The following is an 18672-nucleotide window of genomic DNA, read 5'->3' on the forward strand; positions in this document are numbered from 1 at the left end:
GGATTGAACTGCCGAGGTCTTTCCCGGGAGCTATAGGTTGGGGAAGGTGGCCGACCCTGACCTATATCCGTTATGCAACTCCTCGGCCGCTGGCGGTGGAAGTATCAATCTGCCCAGTTACCGCTGCTGTAATCAGCGCCTGCCGATGCTCGGTCAAGGTGCGGAGTTGACGGTTACGTAGATCCCTCTGCCTGTCCAAGATTTTCAAGGTGCTGTCAATCTCGGCCGCAAGGATCTTTTGTTGAAAGGTCGGCATAACAGGAATGCGGATATTGCGAATGTCAGGCAAGGACAGCTGTGTCTTCGTGCCCCCGTATTGGCTTTCCATGAGACCTGTCTGTATGGTCGGCGAGGCGATTAGGTAGGCGATCCATCGACTATGAATTTCCTCATTTGCAGGCCGTACTAGGCAGACATGCTGGCTTACGTTGCCACCCTTTACCGAATTGTCGGCAAGAGTTACCCACCCCGCGTTGGCTCCAGTGATGCCCACTAGTATGTCGCCTTCACTGATTCGAGAGCGTGATGCCTCTGCTGCCGCTGAAGGGGGAATCTGCACATAGGCTAGGGCCGCCAGGTTCGGGTCAAGGCTGTCCCGGCGGAGGTTCGCGCTGCGGAAGAAGAGGGACCCGCTATCCCTTACGAAATCGGCCCATCCGCGAGAGCCGCTGGTCACTAGCTGCGTCGCGTACCCAAGTCGCCTCGTGGGAGCATTCGGGTCAGATGGCCGGGCAATGTCGAGTGTTCGCAGTCGTCTCTCGGTGAGTGCGTCAATCTGTCGACGCATCACCTCACCTAATCTGTCCAAGCGGGCGGTTTCGGCGTCGAGGAAATCGGCGATGCGCTGCTGTGCCTCTAATGGTGGAACGGGGATATCAAGATTTCTAAACGCTTCTATGTCAATCGCTTGGCCTTGCCGGATCCCCTGGGTGATGTTCGCCAACTGTGAGATAAGAACGCTTGATCGAAAGTAGTGCTTGTAGTAGCGCGGTTCTAGTTCAGGTGTTGCTCGTAGGACGGTGTAGGCGGGGCTAACGAGGCCCTTAACGGTAGAGTGTGAGATCCCGTGTTGGAAAGAGCGTAATCCAATGACGAAATCGTTTGGCTCGACGAGCTTGTAGTTGGAAATGTCGGAATCCGGGTTCCAGACTGAAAAATCGAGATCGGTTCGCAAGAGTACGCCATCTTTTGTTGCGGATGCTAGCGGCGCCGCAACCCCTCGTACGTCGCGTTGTGCGAAGGCGAATCTTGCGCGGCGAGTGGCCCAAGTGCCGAACTTGATCACTGAGTCACCTCGCTGAGGAGGGCTTGGATTTCGGCCTCTAGCGCCTTTAGTTCGGCGTCGATTTCGGCGAGGGGCCTGGGGGGTTTGTAGACGTAGAAGTGGCGGGTGAACGGGATTTCGTACCCGATCTTGGTTTTGGTGTGGTCGATCCAGGCGTCCGGGACGTGGGGGAGCACCTCGCGGCGCAGGTATTCGTCCACGTCCTCGTGCAGCGGCACGTTCTCGTAGTCGCGTAGCTCCGGGTCGGGTTCGGGCTCGCCCTTGACGAGCTGCACCTCGCCCTCTGGGTCGCGTACGCCGAGGACTTCGCGGAGCGCTTTCTGGAACGGGGCACCGCTGGGCCAGAGCACACCCGTCTCGGCCATCGACGTGCGGACCGCGTCCCAGGCCGCCCGCTTTGTCTTCCACGAGCGGTCGAGCAGCGGCTTCAGGGCGGTTTCGAACGCGTCGACGTCCAGCGCCTTCCCGATCGGCTTCGACTCGCGTACCTGGGTCAGGGTTTCCTCGGTGACCTCGAAGCGGAGCTTCAGCGGCCGTTCGACGGTGATCCGGCGGTAGCCGAAGTCCTCGTTGGCGAAGACCTTCACCTTCTGGTGCAGCTTGTGCTCGGGGTCCTCGGCGGCGTGCAGGGCCTCGCCGTAGAGGCTGGTGATCTCGGTGATCTGCTCGGCGGTCAGGTACTTGCGCTTGTCGCCGAGCGACTTGCGCATCTTGGCGAAGTGCTCCCGGGTGTCGAGCAGGATCACCTTGCCCCGGTGGTCGGGGAGCTTGCGGTTGGTGAGGATCCAGAAGTACGTCGAGATCCCGGTGTTGTAGAAGAGCTGGTCCGGCAGGGCGACGATGCCCTCCAGCAGATCGTTCTCCAGGATCCACTGGCGGATGCGGGACTCGCCCGACTCGGCCGCCCCGGTGAACAGTGGCGAGCCGTTGAAGACGATGGCGATCCGGCTGCCGCCCTTGCCGTCGGGGGTCACCGGCTTCATTTTTGAGATCATGTGCTGGAGGAAGAGCAGCGAGCCGTCGTTGATCCGGGGCAGGCCGGCACCGAATCGGCCGCTCGTGCCGAGCTTTTCGTACTCGTTCTCGACCTCGTCCTTGACCTTCTTCCATTCGACCCCGAACGGTGGGTTGGCCAGCAGGTAGTCGAATCTGGCCGTCCGGTGGCCGTCGTCGCTGAACGAGTTGCCGAACTTGATGTTCTCCGGATCCTGACCCTTGATCATCATGTCGGATCGGCAGATCGCCCAGGACTCCGGATTCAGCTCCTGCCCGAAGACTTCCACGGTCGCCGACGAGTTGTGCCTGGTGATGTGCTCCTCGGCCGCGCTCAGCATGCCGCCGGTGCCACAGGCCGGGTCCAGCACCGTGCGTACCACGCCCGGCACGCTCAACGCGTCGTCGTCCGGGGCGACCAGCAGATTCACCATCAGCTCGATCACTTCACGCGGGGTGAAGTGCTCACCGGCGGTCTCATTGGACTGTTCGGCGAACCGCCGGATCAGCTCCTCGAAGACGTACCCCATCTGGTGGTTGGAGACATTGGCCAAGGGCTGACCGTGATCGTCAGTGCGGATCTCGCCGGTCTTCGGGTCCCGCTGGTACGGGTCCAGGTCCAGGTCTGCGAAGCGGCCGACCACCCGGTAGAGCAGGTTCGCGCCGTCGAGGCGGCGAATCTGCTGCGGGAACTCGTAGCGGTGCAGCACCTCCTGCGCGTTCTCGGAGAACGCGCCGATGTAGGCGATCAGGTGCTTCGCCGTCTGGCTGGAGTCGTTCGTGATCGACTTCAGGGTGTAGCCGCTGATGTTGTAGAAGCTGTGTCCAGCGGCGCGGCGCAGGAACCGCGCCACGTCGACATCCTCGCCCTTGCGCTTTTCGTACGTCTCCAGCACCTGGTCCCGCGTGGGTGTCAGGACACACTCCAGGCGGCGCAGCACCGTGAACGGCAGGATCACCTTGCCGTAGTCGGACTGCTTGTAGTCGCCGCGCAGGAGGTCGGCGACCGACCAAGCGTGATTCGCCAGTTCGCTGTGCTTGCTGGTGCTCAACGGATTCCTTCCGCTTCTGACGAACGTCAGGTCGAGGATCAGGCAGGTGGGGTAGGTCCCGGTGGGAGCAACGCGCCGCCGGTGAGTCCGGCTGCAAGCGTACGGGTCGTTTCGTTAGCCAGCAGGTTGGTGAGGTCCGCCGCCGAGCGCAGCGCGTTGAGCTGGCGAAACGCCTCGCCGTACCACCGTTGTGTGGCCAGCGGCAGCAGGGGAATCCGCAGCCGACGCGGATCGACCCGGACCACAGTGGAGCCGGATGACGCGGCGTTCAGATTGCTCTCGGCCGAGAGGAACCCAGCGAGGAACCACGAATCGAGTCGGCTCGGGTCGGGACGCAGGAGATGCAGATGCCGGCCGAGGAGCTTGCCGTCGTCGCCAGCATCGGCCACCCGCGCGGTGCCCACACCCTCGTGCAGCATCTCCGGCAGGATGATGTCCCCCTCCTGGATCAGGATCCGCTCCGGCGCGGAATGCTCCTCCGCGCTGCCCGAAGCCGGTCGACGCGTCACCACATCCCGGGCGGTCAGCGTCCGGAGCATCTGCGAGCCCGACTGGGTGGGGGAGGAGCTGCGGGGCGACGCCGACGCGCGGAGCAGCGTCAACGCCGCACCCCGCACCAGGTCCGCGACACTAGCCGTACGCCAGGCAAGCGGCGCGGCCCCGACCGGCTGCCAGTTCGCTGCGTCGCTGCTGAAGGACAGCAGTCCGGTTGCCGCCCGATGTAGCTGGGTGCACAGCTCCTGCGCCAGTTCGGCGAGCTTGTCTGGCTGGGCAGGCACCGGGGCGGCACGGACATGGCGGGCGGGGGTGAGATCAACCGCCTCATCGAGCAGATCGATAACCGGGACCGCCCGCGCCGTACCGGGCATCGGGGGAAAGTTGTCGGGCTGCCGGGTGAAGTGGTGCCAGGTGTCGAGCACCGCACGGGCAATGCTCGACCAGTCCGAGTTGGGCCGCTGGTCCGGCGTTCCGACCGTTGTACCGCGAGTAGGGTCCGGGGCCGCGGCATCCACCAGGAGGACGCTCGACGGCAGGGCCGTCTCGGGCCGGGGCCGTTCCAGCAGCCACAGGTGCAGGCCGATGTGTAGTGGTGGTGCGATTCCGGCGGGCAGGGCGACAACGGCTCGTAGTGCCCCGCTGCGCAGCATCTCGGCCCTGACCCGTCGACCCGCTGGGCGCTCGGCGCTGGCCGGTGGCATAAGCAGCACCGCCTGACCGCCCGGGGCCAGGTGGGCGAGGCAGTGTTGCAGCCAGGCGAGTTCCGGCTCGCTTCTGGCCGGCAACCCGAAGATCCACCGAGGGTCGTACGCCAGGTCTTCTTGCCCCCAAGCCCGCTGGCCGTACGGCGGTGCGCAGAGCACGGCGTCGACCGTCAGTGCCGGAAACGCGTCGGCTCGCAGGCTGTCGCCCACCCGAATCTGCGTTTCGCTGACCTCGACCTGTACGACGAGTCGGGCGGCGGCCTGCGCGGCGGCCAGCGGCAGCATGTCCTGGCCGTACAACTTGTCAGCCCCGCGTTCGGCGGCGGCCAGGAGTAGCGCACCGGTACCGCACGCCGGATCAAAAACCCTTTCCGGGTACGCCTCGCCAGGATTGTCGAGAAGTGCGGCCATCAGCTCGGCCAGCGGGGTCGGCGTGTGATAGCTGCTGGTTGCCTTGGTCTCGGTGTCCTCGCCCTCGGCGAGCACATCCACCGTCTGTACCGCACCTACCGCAGCGACGCAGCGCAACAGCGCGCGCAGCAGTTCGGCCGAGGTGGGCGGAAGGTTCGAATCGGTGGCGTCGGGGGAGTCTGCGGTGGCTGACGAGGTCGTCTGTTGCACCCATGTGGACAGCTCCTCGTCAGGAAGTTTGGCGATCTTCTGGAGCTTAGTGTCGGGAATGCGACTCACGGTCACAACGAGGGAGAGCAATCTGCTTCGGTGTGCGGGGTCGGCTGCGATGGTGCGCAGAGCAATGCGCAACTCATCGACGGGGGAGTTGGCGGGTAACTGTCCGCGTGCGGCAAGCCAGGTCCGCACAGCGTCCAAGTCGTAGGTCGGGCTCGCCTCTGTACCGCCTGTTGGGGCGGGGAAGTCAGGGTGACGCCGACGCCAGTTGCTCACGGTGGCGCGCGTAACGCCGGCCAGCCGGGAGATCTCGGCGGCGGTGACCTGGGTGGGCTGCGACATGGGCGTCCTGTCAGTAGCTGGCGCGGTATCTCGCACCTTACACGAGTCGAAGGTGCTCATGCTGTTTGACATAGTTTTCAGCGAAGACTGTGCTAGGGTCTGGTTTCAGTTGTGCCGGCTCGCTTCCCTGATCCGCCGCTGACTTCCCCGTTCCCCCTGCCCGCGTACGACCAGGCGGGCTGCGACCCCTGCTCAGGAGGACTCTCGTGTCCATCACCATGCCGACCGCTGCTGTCGAAGGCATCCAGCTGACCGTCACCCCCTTCCGTGCCGATGCTGTGATCGGCACGATCGGGCTGCCGGCGCTGTTACAGCTTGTCCCCTCGCCCAAGGTGGAGGAGGACAAGCGGGCGTTGAAGTTCTCGTCCGGGGCGATGCGTCGGCACGCCGAGATCCGTTCGCTGGTCCAGCGCACTCTCAAGGCGACCCAGAAGGGCCGCAACGTCGCCGGCTACGCCCGCTACATCGCCGCCGGCATCAACGGCGACTTCGGCTCCGGCTGGTCCACCCCGCCGATCACCCTCTGGCTCGCCGACGAGCCCGGCGCCGTAAGTGATGAGCTTGTCCCCGGTAGCGGCATTGTGCGGATTACCCTGCTCGCCGGGTCCCCGGTCGTCGCCATCGACGGCGAGACGCAGGTGACCGCACTGCACGAGCTTTACGATGACCCCGAGGAGTACGGCCTTACCTACACCGCCCTGCAAAGGGTTCGGCTGCCGTTCGAGTTGTACTGGGGACTCAGCGTCGAGGACGCTCGGCAGATCTTCTACGACCGCAACGTCGAGGGCGTCCCGGTGGCGAAGAACCTCGCCATGTCCATGGACCAGCGGGACTTCGGCACCCAGCTTGCCCACCGCATCGCGGAGGCGGTCAAGGTCGAACACGGCGGCAAGTTGGTCTCCTTCAGCACCTTCATCCAGGCGCGCAAGCGTCAGCTCACCAAGACCGACCCCGAGCTGATCACCCTCTCCGCATTGCGAGTTCTCGTCATCACCGCCATTTTTGGTCGTCCGGGACTCGGCCTCTCCTCGGCTACCGTTCGCGTTACCGAGCTGCCCGCGTCGGTGACCGCTGAACGGATCGAACGTCGTGTCGTGCCGCTGCTGTCCACCCTGCTCGCGCAGCTCTATCCGCAGCTCGCCGCCCGGTCCGCAGCCTCCGCCCCGGCCGTCCTGGCCGGCATCGGCATCGCCGCGCACCAGGCCACCGGCTGGGCCACGGGAGGCATCCCCCTTACCGAAAGCGACCTGCTGGACCTGTTGCAGAGCATTCGCTGGGAGCGCGAGGCCCGCTACTGGGACGGTGTAGCCGCCAGTGCCAATTCCGCCGGCGTACTCAACTTCGGCGGTGGAGCGAAGGACTCCGGCGGTCGGGTCGCCGACGCCATCCTCTACCCCGACACCGAAAGCGGTCGCAAGATCCGCGGTCGGTAGCCAGCCGGACCGGTGCTGTCGCCGGCACAGAACCAACGATCGGCTGGTCTGCTGACCAGCAGGCTAGCCGATCGTCACTGTCGGAAATCTGACGCATACGCAGAAGTGTTCTGGGCCCTATTCTGTAGGGCTTTGCCTCGGGCCGGTGGCCTGGCAGATCGGCATTGGCCTACGCCAACTGATATGGGAGACGAGATGGTGTCGACCCAACCGGATGTGCTCAACCTTGTCCAACAGGCCGCCGGCCGATGGGCAGACCAGCTGATCGACTTCGGTCCGCGCAACACGTTGCTCTACTTCAAGGAGCGGAAGGCGGGCACGCTTGATTTCGCCGGGGCCGCCACCGGAGCTGTCACCGATCTGCTGCGGGGACAGAAGGTCCGCCTACGGACGCTCTTCTCAGACCAGGAACGCCACAGCAGTGCCTGCACCACCGCCCGGGGCCTACGTCGCAAGCTGGTCGAGTTGGAGGAGGAGCAGGGCATCCAGGCCGGTTGGGTAGCTCGCGGTCTGATCTGCATGGTCGAGTCGTACACCCGTGGGTCCGTACCGATGCAACCGCTGCGGGCACCGCTGCTCCTGCATCAGATGGCGTTGGAGAGCCGGACCGCGACCGAGAACGACTTCACTCTGGAGCTTTCTGATTCGCCCGAGATCAACCCTGTGCTGCTGTATGCGCTTGAGCGGCAGTACGGCGTGGAAGCGGATATCAGCGCCCTACACGAGAACTTGGCCACCATGTTGGTCGACACCGCCGACCCGCAACAGCAGCTGGACGCCGCCTACGAAATGATTGCCAAGGCGGTCGCCCCCAGTGGGTTGTCGCTGCGGCTTGAGTCAACCGTGATCGCCGATGTCTTCAGTTTCGACAAGTTGCCCATGGTCCAGGACCTGCGGTCCTCGGCGGAGCTGCTGGGATCGCACCCGGTGATCGCAGCGATGGCCGGAAGTCAGGATGCCCGGCAGGAGTTGCGCACCGAACCGGCTCAGGGGCCCAGCTCCAGCGCTGATCGAATCGACCCAGCCAAGGAGTTCCTGGTTCACGACGCGGACTCGTCCCAGCAGTGCGTCATCGACGCGGTGCTGTCGGGACGGCACGTGGTGATCGAGGGGCCGCCCGGCACTGGCAAGAGCCAAACGATTGCGAACATCATCGCGTTCATGGGCGCCATGGGGCGCAGTGTCCTGTTCGTCTCCGAGAAGCGGGCCGCCATCGAAGCCGTGACGAACCGCCTTGGCGACGTCGGACTCGACAACCTCGTACTCGATCTGCACGACCGCAAGATCAGCAAGCGGCAGGTGGCGCAGCGCATCGCTGAGGTTCTTGCCCGAGCCGGCAGCGAGCCACCAGTCGACGCGGGTGAGCTACACCGACGCCTACATGGTCGGCGGGCTGCAGCCCAACGGCACCCGGCCGAGTTGCACGAACTCCGGAAGCCCTGGGGCATCAGTGCGTTCAAGGTGATCGAACAGCTACTTGCCCTACCGGCATACGACGTCAGCAAGTACAACCTGCGGGCGTCCAGCCTCAGGCACCTGGACTGGTCGGCCATGGAGGCCGTGCGGGAGGATCTCCGAGTTTTCGTCGACCGAGGCGGGCTGCGGATTTGGCGTGGTGAGTCACCCTGGGCAAAGGCCGCAATCCGCACTCCGGACGATGTGGGTAAGGTGCTGGTCCATCTCGATGGGCTCGCCGCTGGTGCCCTGCAGGGAGCACAGCAGCAGATCCGGGAGCTCGTCGACCGAGCCGGGCTGGACGTACCGGATGACTTTGCTGCCTGGACAAGGCTGTTCGACCTGCTCAGCGAGGTGGAGCGCAGCATTGCCAGCTATGGCGAGCAGGTCTTCGGGCCTGAGCTCGACGACTACGTTTACGCGACGGCACCGAGACGCTCTCGGCCACACCGGAAGGAACCACTCGGGCGGTTTCGACGGCTCAAGCTACGCCGAGAACTGCGGCGGCGTTGCCCAGCCGCGCCCCGGAAGCGACCCGAGATGTACCAGGGCCTGGTTTCCGCAGTGGCGCAACGCGAGCGGTGGCAGAAGCTCAGCCGCCAGGACAGCGCGCCCACGGCACTGGCCGGAGCTGATCTCTGCTTGTCGTCCTTCATGCGGGTGCGTAACGACCTTGCTGCGGTGGCGGCCTGTGCCCGTATCGACGGCCTCGATCGGGGACCAGCAACCAGTGCCGCCAATGCCCTCGCCGAGCTGGACGCCGACCGCGACACCCTGTTCCGCATGCCCGACCTCAACAAGCAGCAGGAACGCTTCCGCTCGTTGGGACTGAGCTACCTGCTTGATGACCTGGCGGCGCGGCATGTCTCCAGTGACGAGGCCGCCGACACCCTGCTGCGCGCCTGGCTTCAGGTGGTCTTCGACGAGATGCGCATGCGAGTGCCGTACCTCGGCCAGTTCATGGGTCAGCAGCACGCCGCGGTCGTCGAGGACTTCCGCGCAGCGGACCACGCGCACATCGCCGTGGCGGCGCAGCGAGTACGTCGCAACGTGGCGGTCAACCTGCGCAAGGTCCGGGACGCCAATCCCGACCAGAACCTGCTCGTACGCGGGCAGGCGACGAAGAAAACCCGGCACATGCCGCTGCGGAAGCTGCTCAGCAGCGCACCGGATGTGCTCCTCGCCGCGTTTCCGTGCTGGGCCATGTCGCCCCTCGTGGTCAGTCGGATACTTCCTGCCGAGCGACTCTTCGACATGGTCATCTTTGACGAGGCGAGCCAGGTCGAGCCGCATGACGCGGTCGCCTCGATCATGCGCGGCAATCAACTCGTCGTGGCCGGCGACCCGAAACAGCTGCCACCGATGTCATTCTTCAAGCGCTTCGTCCCACAGGCCGACTCCGGTGACGACGATGACGACGAGGAGAACCTCACGGACTACGAGTCCATCCTTGACGTTCTCAGCGGCATGGTCTCGGACCGGTATCGCCTGACCTGGCACTACCGCAGCCGGGACGAACGATTGATTGCCTTCTCAAACCAAGAGATCTATGACCGGACACTGGTGACGTTCCCCGGGGTGCAGGTGGACAGCCCGCTGCGGTTGGAGACGGTGGATGGCCGTGTCGTCCCAGGACAGAAAGGCTCATCACCCGAGGAGGTCAACCGGGCGGTCGAGCTGATCCTGGAGCACGCCGAGCAGCGCCCGAACGAAAGCCTCGGAGTGATCACCATGGGGAATCCGCATGCTCAACGGATCGAGATCGCACTGCGTAGCCGGCGTCGTGACCGTGCGGACCTCAACGAGTTCTTCTCCCAGGACCGTGCCGCAAGTCAGCGCTTCTTCATCAAGAGCCTGGAAAACGTCCAGGGCGACGAGCGAGACGCGATCATCCTCAGCATCGGCTACGCCAAGACCCGGGATGGGCGACTAACGCTGAAGTTCGGCCCACTCAACCAGGAAGGCGGAGAACGGCGGCTGAACGTCGCGGTCACCCGAGCGCGGAGTCGGATGACCGTACTGAGCTCCTTCTCCCACCACGACATGGACCCGACCCAGACTGCGGCAGCCAAGAATCGTGGCCCTGAACTGCTCCGCCGCTACCTGGAGTTCGTCGCCCAGGACGGCGACCTCGGCGCGCGGCAGCACACCAATGTCACGCTGAACGGCCTCGAGCAGAGTGTGCTGACTGCCGTGCAGCAGCAGGGCATCGTTGCGGTGCCGCAGTGGGGAGTTTCCGGCTACCGGATCGACCTGGCGCTGGCGCACCCGGAGCAGCCCGGCCGCATGGTGCTCGCCGTCGAGACCGACGGCCACGCCTACCACCAGGCGCACAGCGCCCGGGACCGGGACCGGCTGCGTCAGCAGCACCTGGAACGACTCGGGTGGGAGTTTCACCGGATCTGGTCGACTGACTGGTACCGGGACCCCGCCGGCGAGACTGCGCGGCTCGTCGCCCGTTGGCAGCAGGCGGTAGAGCGTGCTGACCAGGCTGATCGGGCCGATCGGGTTGATCGGGCGGCGGATAACCAGCCGGCACCGGCAGCTGAACCGCCGTCGCCCCCAGCGTCCCGTCGCGGCCCGCGTCCCAACGTCCCGACCGGCCTACGGATCACCGAGTACACCCGCGAACAACTGGTACGGATCTGCACCTGGCTGCTGAGCGACCAGCTGCAGCGGGATCGGGATGAACGTGTGCAGGAGGCAATGACCGAGCTCGGGTTCCGTAAACGGGGATCGGTGATCTTCCGTCGTCTGACTGAAGCACTCGACATCGCGCAGCAGCGCGTCGACCTGGAGGTGTCTTGATGGTGTCCCTCGACCCGCTCACCCTGGAACGGGTAGCCCGCCTGATCTGCGACCTTGACGGTCCGTACGAGCGGAACGGATGGCAGGTCGAGCGGTTCCTGCACCGGGTCCGGTGGCCTGGCGATTCGCAGTATGACGGCTCGCCGCGGGTGCCCTGGCTTACCGAGGTACTGACCAAGCACGCGAATGACGCCGCCGCCCTCGACCGACTGCTCTGCCGCATCTGCGACCCGCTGGAGTACGACGGTGGCATCGAAGCTGTGGAACCAATCGCCCAGGAGCTCAACCGCATCCTGGCACCTGAGCAGCTCACCGTCACGTACGTCGGCGGACGCCCGGTGCTCGGTCAGCTCAGTCAGACCAGCGACACCCCCTCGTACGGGCCACCACCCGACCTACCTGCGCGAGTGCGACGACTTGCTGGCGACGGCAAGGCGGTCGACATCCTCATGGCGCGCGCCGATGAGGCCACGGTCTGCCAGACCAACGGAGCCTATGCCCTGGCGATCATCGGCATCGGCAGCTTTGTCGAAGGGCTGCTACACGCCGTCGTCATGCGGCATGACGAGCAGGTGCGCGCGAACGGGTTGGTTGATCGGCGGGGTCGACGTGTCTCAGCCGATCGTGCCGGCCTGCATCTCCTGTTGGATCACGCCCACAAACAGGAGTGGATCCAGGCTGACGCCAAGGACTTCATGGACAAGGTTCGGGACTACCGCAACTTCGTGCACCCCCGACACCAGATTGACTACGGACTCGTACCGGACATGGACACCGTTCGGATGTGCTGGGCGCCCGTGCACGCCCTTCTCAATGACCTGGAGTCTGCCCTCTAATCCCGCCGCAGTGACGAGCGAGTCGGGCTAGGCAGCTGGCCAGGCCCGCTCGCGGACAACCCCTCAGGACGGCATCATGCTCGGTTTCAGGTCGGTGTTCACGACCCATCACGAACGGAACCATCTACTGCCGCTGGTACGGGAAGAACTCGACCGGTGGATTGCGGGCCCCAAGGGTTGGGACCCGGCTGCGCTACGCATGAACCGGTGGGCAACCATCGGCGACAACGCACGGGCACTCCTACTGGAACACGAAGGGCAGGACGGCTCAGCCTCGGTTCGGGTACGGATTGCCGAGCAGAAGACGGAGGGCCAGTGGGTTACCCAGCTGACCACCCATGTGCCTAACACCAAGGACCGTGAGGCGTGGGCCTGGATCGACATCGAGCCTCCGGAGCCTGACGGTGTGGACTCGCCTAGTCGAGCGCGACGTGCCGGCACCCCCCGGTTCGTTGCACCGATCCTCGATGTGCTCGACGCCTGGGACGGCACTGCTCGCCTGACGACCCGCCCGGTGATAATCCGTGGTGACGAGGTCGAGGAGCTCTATCAGGCCCTTGTCGATCCGGATCGGCGGGGAGTCGTCTTCGTTGCCGGCGGCGACGACATGTTGCCGTTCGGCCCGTGGGTGGAGTTGATTGCGAAGCTGACCCGGTTTACCAAGGGCATGGCCGCTTGCTACGTGCTCGACGGTGAAGCAACCCGGTTGCTCAACGACCGGGTTGGCCAGGCGCACGCCGTGCTGCCTGGTCGGCTGCGTACCTATCGGTCGCAGGTGCAGCCAGACTCGGACGTCGACGGACTGCGTCACCGGGTGTTGGGCACCGATCGCATCCTGGACGACAGCGAACACGATCGCCTTGCCCGGATGCTTGCCGCGCATGCGCAACTGCAGGCGCTCGAGCAACCATTGCCATCCGCAGTAGCGCGGGTGCACCGGATGCTGGAACGCATCGCCGACGAGATGTTGGTGCATCGCCTCGGCGATGCGGGTGTCACACCGGCATCACTGATGTCTTCGTCGTCGGCGGTCGCAGCCGCTGAGACAGCGAGGAGCGAACGTCATCTGGACGAGGTAGACACGCAGCAGAGCATGCTGCTCGACTACCTCAAGATCAGAATTGGTCTGGGAAGCCTCACTGTCGACCGAATAGATGAGATCGCCCACTGGGCCGAGATCGGCAGATCGTCTCAGGAGACGCAGAAAGACGTTGCCGCTCGACTGGAGCAACTGCAGACCGAACTCGACGAGACGCAGACGAGCTACCGAGAAGTCATCCGGCAGTTGGAGGACGAGCAGCTCGAAAACGGCGAGGCGGTTAAGAGCCTGACCCGCTCCGAGGAGATGGTCCGTGCGCTACGTCAGCAGTTGGCAACGACCGGTCAGGCGGACCTGGCCTGGACGACGCAGCCCACTGAAGAAGATATATCCCGGCCGGACAGTTTTGGCGAGTTGCTCCGTTGGCTGCCGAGGCTTAAGTGCGTCGAGTTCACCGGCGATCCGGACCAGGCAGCAGACCTCGACAGCAATGAGATTCTGGGGGCGTGGGCCTCGAAGACCTGGGACGCGTTGTTGGTGCTTCAGGACTACGCGACCGCGAAAGCCGACGGACGCTGGGACCGGGATGTGCAGGGCTTCCTCGAGAACACCCCGGACGGCTGCCACAGGTGGTCGGCGAGACGGCACGCTCGCGACGAGAGCGAGCAGGTACGGACCAACCGTACCTATAGGAAGGTACGTGAGCTTCCCGTGCCGACATCGGTCCATCCGAGCGGAAAGACCTTCATGGGGGCACACTTCAAGATCGCGCGATTCGCGATGATCAGCCCGAGGATGCACTACTACGACGACACGGCGCAGAGCGGTCGGCTCTATGTCGGCTATATCGGCCGGCATCTGCCAACTGGGCAAACGAACTGACGGTGCTATGCGGCGAACCCCGGCCCGCCATGCTGCTGGCAGGCCGGGGTTTCACAGTTTATCTAGGGCTCAGGTGTGTCATTCGTCGACGTGAGCGGTAACGTCACCGGCCGATTGAGAGGGGGCCCCGTGGGGTTTGGATACAAGACGACGTGGATCGCAGTGCGCGACGTCACCGTCAATGACGTCGCTGCTGCGCTTGGGCTTGAGTTGGCCAGTCCGCTGCCTTGGAGTGAAGGTGTGGAGGCCGCTTACCGTGGCGGCGTTTACGTCGCAGGCCCGGTCTCGGGCTGGGTCCTTGCCCACGGCGCCGACACCCTCAGCGACTTGCTCGATGCGACGACACCTGAATTTGTCGAGCAGCTTGCGCAGTTAAGCGCCGTGCTCGGTGAAGTGCAGTTCTTCGGAACCCATCGGGTAGTGGAATATCATGCCTGGGCTCATGCGCGGGCGGGCCAGGTGCTGCGGGCGTACTGCTATGTCGGTGAGTCGGGCGAGGTGCCGCAGTTTGTTGGCGAGCCCAGCGATGCTGAGCGCGAACTGGGCGTCGGAACGCGACCAGCGCCGGCCGACCTGGACGACTTGACTGACGACGAGTGGGATGAATGGTTTGCCACTACTCCTGATGAGGAGCACGTGATGCAGGTCGCCAGTCGGTGGAGTGTGGACCCTAGCAAGATTGACGATCTGCCGTCTTTGGGACTTTATGGTGCGACGAAAGTAGCCGCCTGAGTTCCCGCCCATACCGACGGTGCCTCGAAGTCTGGTCGCCAAGCAGACCAGCTACCTCGAGACACCGTCGCGCACCACTGGGAAGGTTGCCGTTGTCGGGGCGGGATGACTGGTCGAGTGCCTAGCCGATCGGGTCGTAGCCGGCGGGAAGTGCCGCGTTGAGATTGATCCTCGCGAGGAGCTTCTGTGTCATGACGTTCAACCCGATCGTGTTGAACGGTTTGCCGAGCGAGCGCATGAGGGAGTTTTCTGACGGCCGGTAGAGGCCGTACTTGTAGTAGGCCGCCCCTTCGTACGCACCGATAACGCCGCCGTCTGGCGTGCTCTGTCCCAGCAGCCCGTACCACTTGTGCTGACGGGAGGTGAGCTGGCTGGCGGTGTACCTCGTTACGTTGGGCGCGCTGGGTTCTGACCCCGAGTAGCGGTTGTACGGAGTGTCGTACTCGTCGGCCAGGCCACCGATGGAGTGGCCCAGCTCGTGCTGGACGATCTGGCCGGACTGGGCGTTACCGCCGGATGCGGTGGCCATGGTGTTGTAGCCAGCGCCGCCGTACTTGGTGCTGTTGCCGATGGCGACGATCATGTCGACCGCCGGGGCGTTCGCGGCGTACGACTGGGCCGCCGATTCGTTGAGGCAGAGCAGGCGTTCAGTGCCTGAGCACCAGAAGTACATTCCCAGCGCCGTGTTCTTGCTGATGCCCTGGGTGGGATCGTTGTCCACACCGGACTGAGCGGAGACGACGTCCACCATCCACACGTTGAAGTAGTTCTTGTAGGTGCTGTACGGGGCGATCGTGGTGAGGGTGGCCCACTTCTCGGCGACGTGCTGGTGGTAGAGGGCGAGTTGGGACGACGTGTAGCCGTCGCCGACGAAGACCAGGTCGAAGCGGTCGGCCGTACTCCCGGTCTGTTGGAGAGCGGTGACCGCGGCGGGCGGGGGCGCTGCGGTGATGCCGGCGGCCGGCGCTGAGCTGGCCTGGGCCGGGGTGGGTACCTGGGTTATCGTCCCGTCGGGTGAGAACGCTTCCAACCACCGGGTTTCGTCCGAGGCTGAGGCCGGGGCTGTGAGCGTCGGAGCTGTGAGCGTCGGGGCAGCGAGTGCCGGGGCCGGCGCTACGACGGCGGCGGCTGCCATGACGAGCGCCGCAACGGCGGCTGATCGGATGATGGGGCGCAACGAGGGCCTCCTAGACTCGTCTGTGAATGGATGGCCGCGCGGCCTGCATCTAAATATCGACGTGGATCTGAGACGTTCGACAATCGCGACATGCCATAACATCCGCCTTATGAACCTGGAGCTGCGCCACCTGCGCGCCCTGTGTGTCATCGCCGACACCGGAAGCATCACGAAGGCCGCAGCCACCCTGGGCGTGTCCCAGCCGGCCCTCACGGCGCTGCTGCAGCGGGTGGAACGGGAGATCGGCGGCCAGGTCTTCGCTCGGGGGCGGCACGGTGTGCGACCGACGTCGCTGGGGCAGTTCGTTCTCGTCCGCGCCCGTACGGTGCTGATGGCCATGGAGGACCTGCACCGCACCGCCGCTCGCCAGATCCGGCCGGTGATCGACACGGTACGCCTCGGCGGCATCGCCGGCCCGGTCTCGGTCGGGCTCGCCGATCGGCTCGGTGACCATCTTCCCGACGTCGAGGTGCGACTGCACGCCGAGTATTCGCCACGGCTGCTGTGGGAACTGCTGCTCTCCGGCCGGTTGGACGCCGCCGCCGTGCTCGACTATCCGGGTTTCGAGCTGCGGCCACCGCCCACCGTGTTGTGGGAGGTGATCGTGCTTGAGCCGGTCTTTGTGGCCCTGTGGGAGGGGCATCGGCTCGCCGAGCGCGACGAGGTCGATCTGGTGGATCTGGCCGACGAGCCGATGGCGCTGACCCCGTCGGACGGGGCTGGTTGGCCGGACTGCTGGCATCTGGCGTGTCAGCAGGCGGGCTTCATTCCACGTGTGCTGTACAGCATCTCCGATGCGGTTCCGATTCGGGAGATGGTCGCCACCCGTCGGGCCATCAGCCCCTGTCAGGCCGTTTTTCCGGCCAGCGACGGCGTCGTGGTGCGACCCCTTGCCGGCAGCCCGATCACCCTGCGCCACCTGCTGGTGTGCCGCCGGGACGGCCCGCTGGCCGAACACTTCGACGATCTCGTCCGGCTGGCGCGTGAGGCGTACCAGGCATATGCCGCACGGCGGCCGGAGTACCTCCGGTGGCGACGTCGGCACGGTCACGAGGTATCCCCAACCGTCGCAACTGGACATAATATTAATCTTATGGATGATGTCTGACCTGGCATCTTCCCCAATCGGCCCGGATGGGCCACAGTCATTCAGCCGCACATCAAGAACGTGACGGTACGGGTCGGTCACGCCACGCTCGTGGGCGATCGATCTGGCTGGCTGCGCCTATCCGAGGAGACTCCGTGACGCATTGGCGACGAATATCGAACTTTGCACTCGTGCTGGCGCTTGCCAGCGGCGGGGGTGCCGTGGTCAGCTCCACGCCGGCTGTCGCTGAGACAACCGGCACCACAACGGCCGGCACGGCTGAGACGACCGGCACCACTACGGCAACCGAGACCGCTGCGGTGGACATCCGTGACCGGGTTGAGGCGATCCCCGGCGTGACGGTGCTTACCGACCGGACGGTGGCTCTGGGCTATCGGCAGTTCATCCTGAACTTCAGCCAGCCCAACGACCACCGTGACCCCAGCAAGGGCAGCTTTACGCAGCGCATCAACCTGATGCACCTCGACGCCGACCTTCCAATGGTCCTGTACACCTCCGGCTACGGCGTCTCCACCGGCACCTCGCGATCGGAGCCCACGCGGCTACTCGGCGGCAACCAGATCTCGCTGGAACACCGCTTCTTCGTTCCGTCCCGGCCCACCCCGGCCGACTGGCGGGATCTGAACATCTGGCAGGCCGCGAACGACCAGCATCGCATCGTCCAGGCGTTCAAGAGCATCTACGCCGGCAAGTGGATTTCGACCGGTGGCAGCAAGGGCGGCATGACCGCCGTCTACCATCGCAGCTTCTTCCCGGACGACGTCGACGGCACGGTCGCCTATGTGGCCCCCAACGACGTGGTCAACCGGGAGGACTCCGCCTACGACCGCTTCTTCGCGACGGTGGGCACCGACCCGGTCTGCCGGGCTGACCTGAACAACCTCCAGGCCGAGGCGCTACGGCGGCGGGGCGAGCTCGTGTCGCGGTTCGAGACGTACGCGACGACCAACGGTCTCACGTTCACCAGCATCTTCGGTACGGCCGATGTGGCGTTCGAGATGCTGGTGATGGATACGGTCTGGGCCTTCTGGCAGTACATGGGCCAGAGCTGGTGTTCGACTGTGCCGAAGACCGGGGCAGCGACGGACGACATCTGGGACTTCCTCGACAACGTCGCGGGCTTCACCTTCTACACCGACCAGGGCCTGACGCCGTACGCGCCGTACTACTACCAGGCGGCGACCCAGCTCGGCGCCCCCAGTCTCAAGTTCAACCACCTCAAGGGTCTGCTGCGTTACCCCGGCGCGTACGACGCGGAGAACTGGGTGCCACGTGACATCCCGGTCGCCCGGTTCGAACCGCAGGTGATGCGTCACGTCGACAACTGGGTCCGGCACGACGGCTCGACGTTGATGTTCGTTTACGGTGAGCGCGACCCGTGGGGCTCGGAACGGTTCCGGCTCGGCCCCGGCACACAGGACTCGTTCGTGTTCGAAGCACCCGGCGCCAACCATGGTGCCAATATCGCCGGGCTGACCTCGGATAACGCGGCCGTGGCCACTGCCGCGTTGCTGCGCTGGGCCACGCCGGATTCGACGGGCGAGTCGGTGCAGGGGCAGAGCAGCAGGGGGACCAGACAGCTGCCGGTGCGGGGCTTCCGGGTAGAGCTGGACTCGCTTTGCGTGGCGGACGGCGATCCACGGGCGTGCCGCCACTGAGTCAGATCACCCGAGGGTGTCCAGGCCGGTGTGACTTCCGGCC

The 18672-nt window shown here is 65.1% G+C and carries 11 protein-coding genes; 7 read left to right on the plus strand and 4 right to left on the minus strand.

Features of this window, described 5'->3' with window-relative positions; translation table 11 throughout:
- Positions 1–70 precede the first annotated feature (70 nt).
- The 3 genes from ACWDV4_RS16300 to ACWDV4_RS16310 are packed head-to-tail and all read right to left on the minus strand — an operon-like array spanning position 71 to position 5561.
- Positions 71–1285, minus strand: a complete 1215-nt coding sequence (locus ACWDV4_RS16300; protein ID WP_449979241.1) for a restriction endonuclease subunit S — start codon at positions 1283–1285, stop codon at positions 71–73.
- Positions 1282–3330: a type I restriction-modification system subunit M gene (locus tag ACWDV4_RS16305; protein ID WP_449979243.1), complete on the minus strand. Its 2049-nt coding sequence runs from the start codon at positions 3328–3330 to the stop codon at positions 1282–1284. Before ACWDV4_RS16305 ends, ACWDV4_RS16300 begins: the two co-directional genes overlap by 4 nt.
- 38 nt (positions 3331–3368) lie before the next feature.
- A complete protein-coding gene (locus ACWDV4_RS16310; RefSeq protein WP_449979631.1) occupies positions 3369–5561 on the minus strand; it encodes an N-6 DNA methylase in 2193 nt (730 codons plus the stop codon).
- A gap of 146 nt (positions 5562–5707) precedes the next feature.
- Here ACWDV4_RS16310 and ACWDV4_RS16315 point away from each other — a divergent pair, with 146 nt between their 5' ends.
- The 5 genes from ACWDV4_RS16315 (at position 5708) to ACWDV4_RS16335 (ending at position 14686) form a co-directional block, all read left to right on the plus strand.
- A complete protein-coding gene (locus ACWDV4_RS16315; RefSeq protein WP_449979246.1) occupies positions 5708–6934 on the plus strand; it encodes a DNA sulfur modification protein DndB in 1227 nt (408 codons plus the stop codon).
- A 195-nt stretch (positions 6935–7129) separates the two neighbouring features.
- A complete protein-coding gene (locus ACWDV4_RS16320) occupies positions 7130–11197 on the plus strand; it encodes an AAA domain-containing protein (protein WP_449979248.1) in 4068 nt (1355 codons plus the stop codon).
- Positions 11197–12033, plus strand: a complete 837-nt coding sequence (locus ACWDV4_RS16325; protein WP_449979249.1) for a hypothetical protein — start codon at positions 11197–11199, stop codon at positions 12031–12033. The genes ACWDV4_RS16320 and ACWDV4_RS16325 overlap by 1 nt, the downstream gene beginning before the upstream one ends.
- Before the next feature lie 76 nt (positions 12034–12109).
- Positions 12110–13954 (plus strand): hypothetical protein, encoded by a 1845-nt coding sequence (locus tag ACWDV4_RS16330; RefSeq protein WP_449979251.1) that lies wholly within the window; start codon positions 12110–12112, stop codon positions 13952–13954.
- A gap of 129 nt (positions 13955–14083) precedes the next feature.
- A complete protein-coding gene (locus ACWDV4_RS16335; protein WP_449979254.1) occupies positions 14084–14686 on the plus strand; it encodes a hypothetical protein in 603 nt (200 codons plus the stop codon).
- 121 nt (positions 14687–14807) lie between these two features.
- On the opposite strand, the gene ACWDV4_RS16340 is transcribed toward ACWDV4_RS16335, so the two are convergent.
- Positions 14808–15863: a M64 family metallopeptidase gene (locus tag ACWDV4_RS16340; RefSeq protein ID WP_449979256.1), complete on the minus strand. Its 1056-nt coding sequence runs from the start codon at positions 15861–15863 to the stop codon at positions 14808–14810.
- Between the two features lie 109 nt (positions 15864–15972).
- Here ACWDV4_RS16340 and ACWDV4_RS16345 point away from each other — a divergent pair, with 109 nt between their 5' ends.
- Together ACWDV4_RS16345 and ACWDV4_RS16350 are read left to right on the plus strand one after the other, a co-directional pair.
- Positions 15973–16971, plus strand: a complete 999-nt coding sequence (locus tag ACWDV4_RS16345; RefSeq protein WP_449979258.1) for a LysR family transcriptional regulator — start codon at positions 15973–15975, stop codon at positions 16969–16971.
- A gap of 134 nt (positions 16972–17105) precedes the next feature.
- Positions 17106–18629: a S28 family serine protease gene (locus ACWDV4_RS16350; protein ID WP_449979260.1), complete on the plus strand. Its 1524-nt coding sequence runs from the start codon at positions 17106–17108 to the stop codon at positions 18627–18629.
- Positions 18630–18672: the final 43 nt, after the last annotated feature.

It is taken from the genome of Micromonospora sp. NPDC003197 (genome assembly GCF_053590565.1).

Excerpts from the sequence above, each read along its gene's own strand:
- ACWDV4_RS16325 (WP_449979249.1), top strand. The coding sequence starts at position 11,197 with ATGGTGTCCCTCGACCCGCTCACCCTGGAACGGGTAGCCCGCCTGATC.
- ACWDV4_RS16320 (WP_449979248.1), top strand. The coding sequence starts at position 7,130 with ATGGTGTCGACCCAACCGGATGTGCTCAACCTTGTCCAACAGGCCGCC.
- ACWDV4_RS16310 (WP_449979631.1), bottom strand. The coding sequence starts at position 5,561 with ATGAGCACCTTCGACTCGTGTAAGGTGCGAGATACCGCGCCAGCTACT.
- ACWDV4_RS16345 (WP_449979258.1), top strand. The coding sequence starts at position 15,973 with ATGAACCTGGAGCTGCGCCACCTGCGCGCCCTGTGTGTCATCGCCGAC.
- ACWDV4_RS16330 (WP_449979251.1), top strand. The coding sequence starts at position 12,110 with ATGCTCGGTTTCAGGTCGGTGTTCACGACCCATCACGAACGGAACCAT.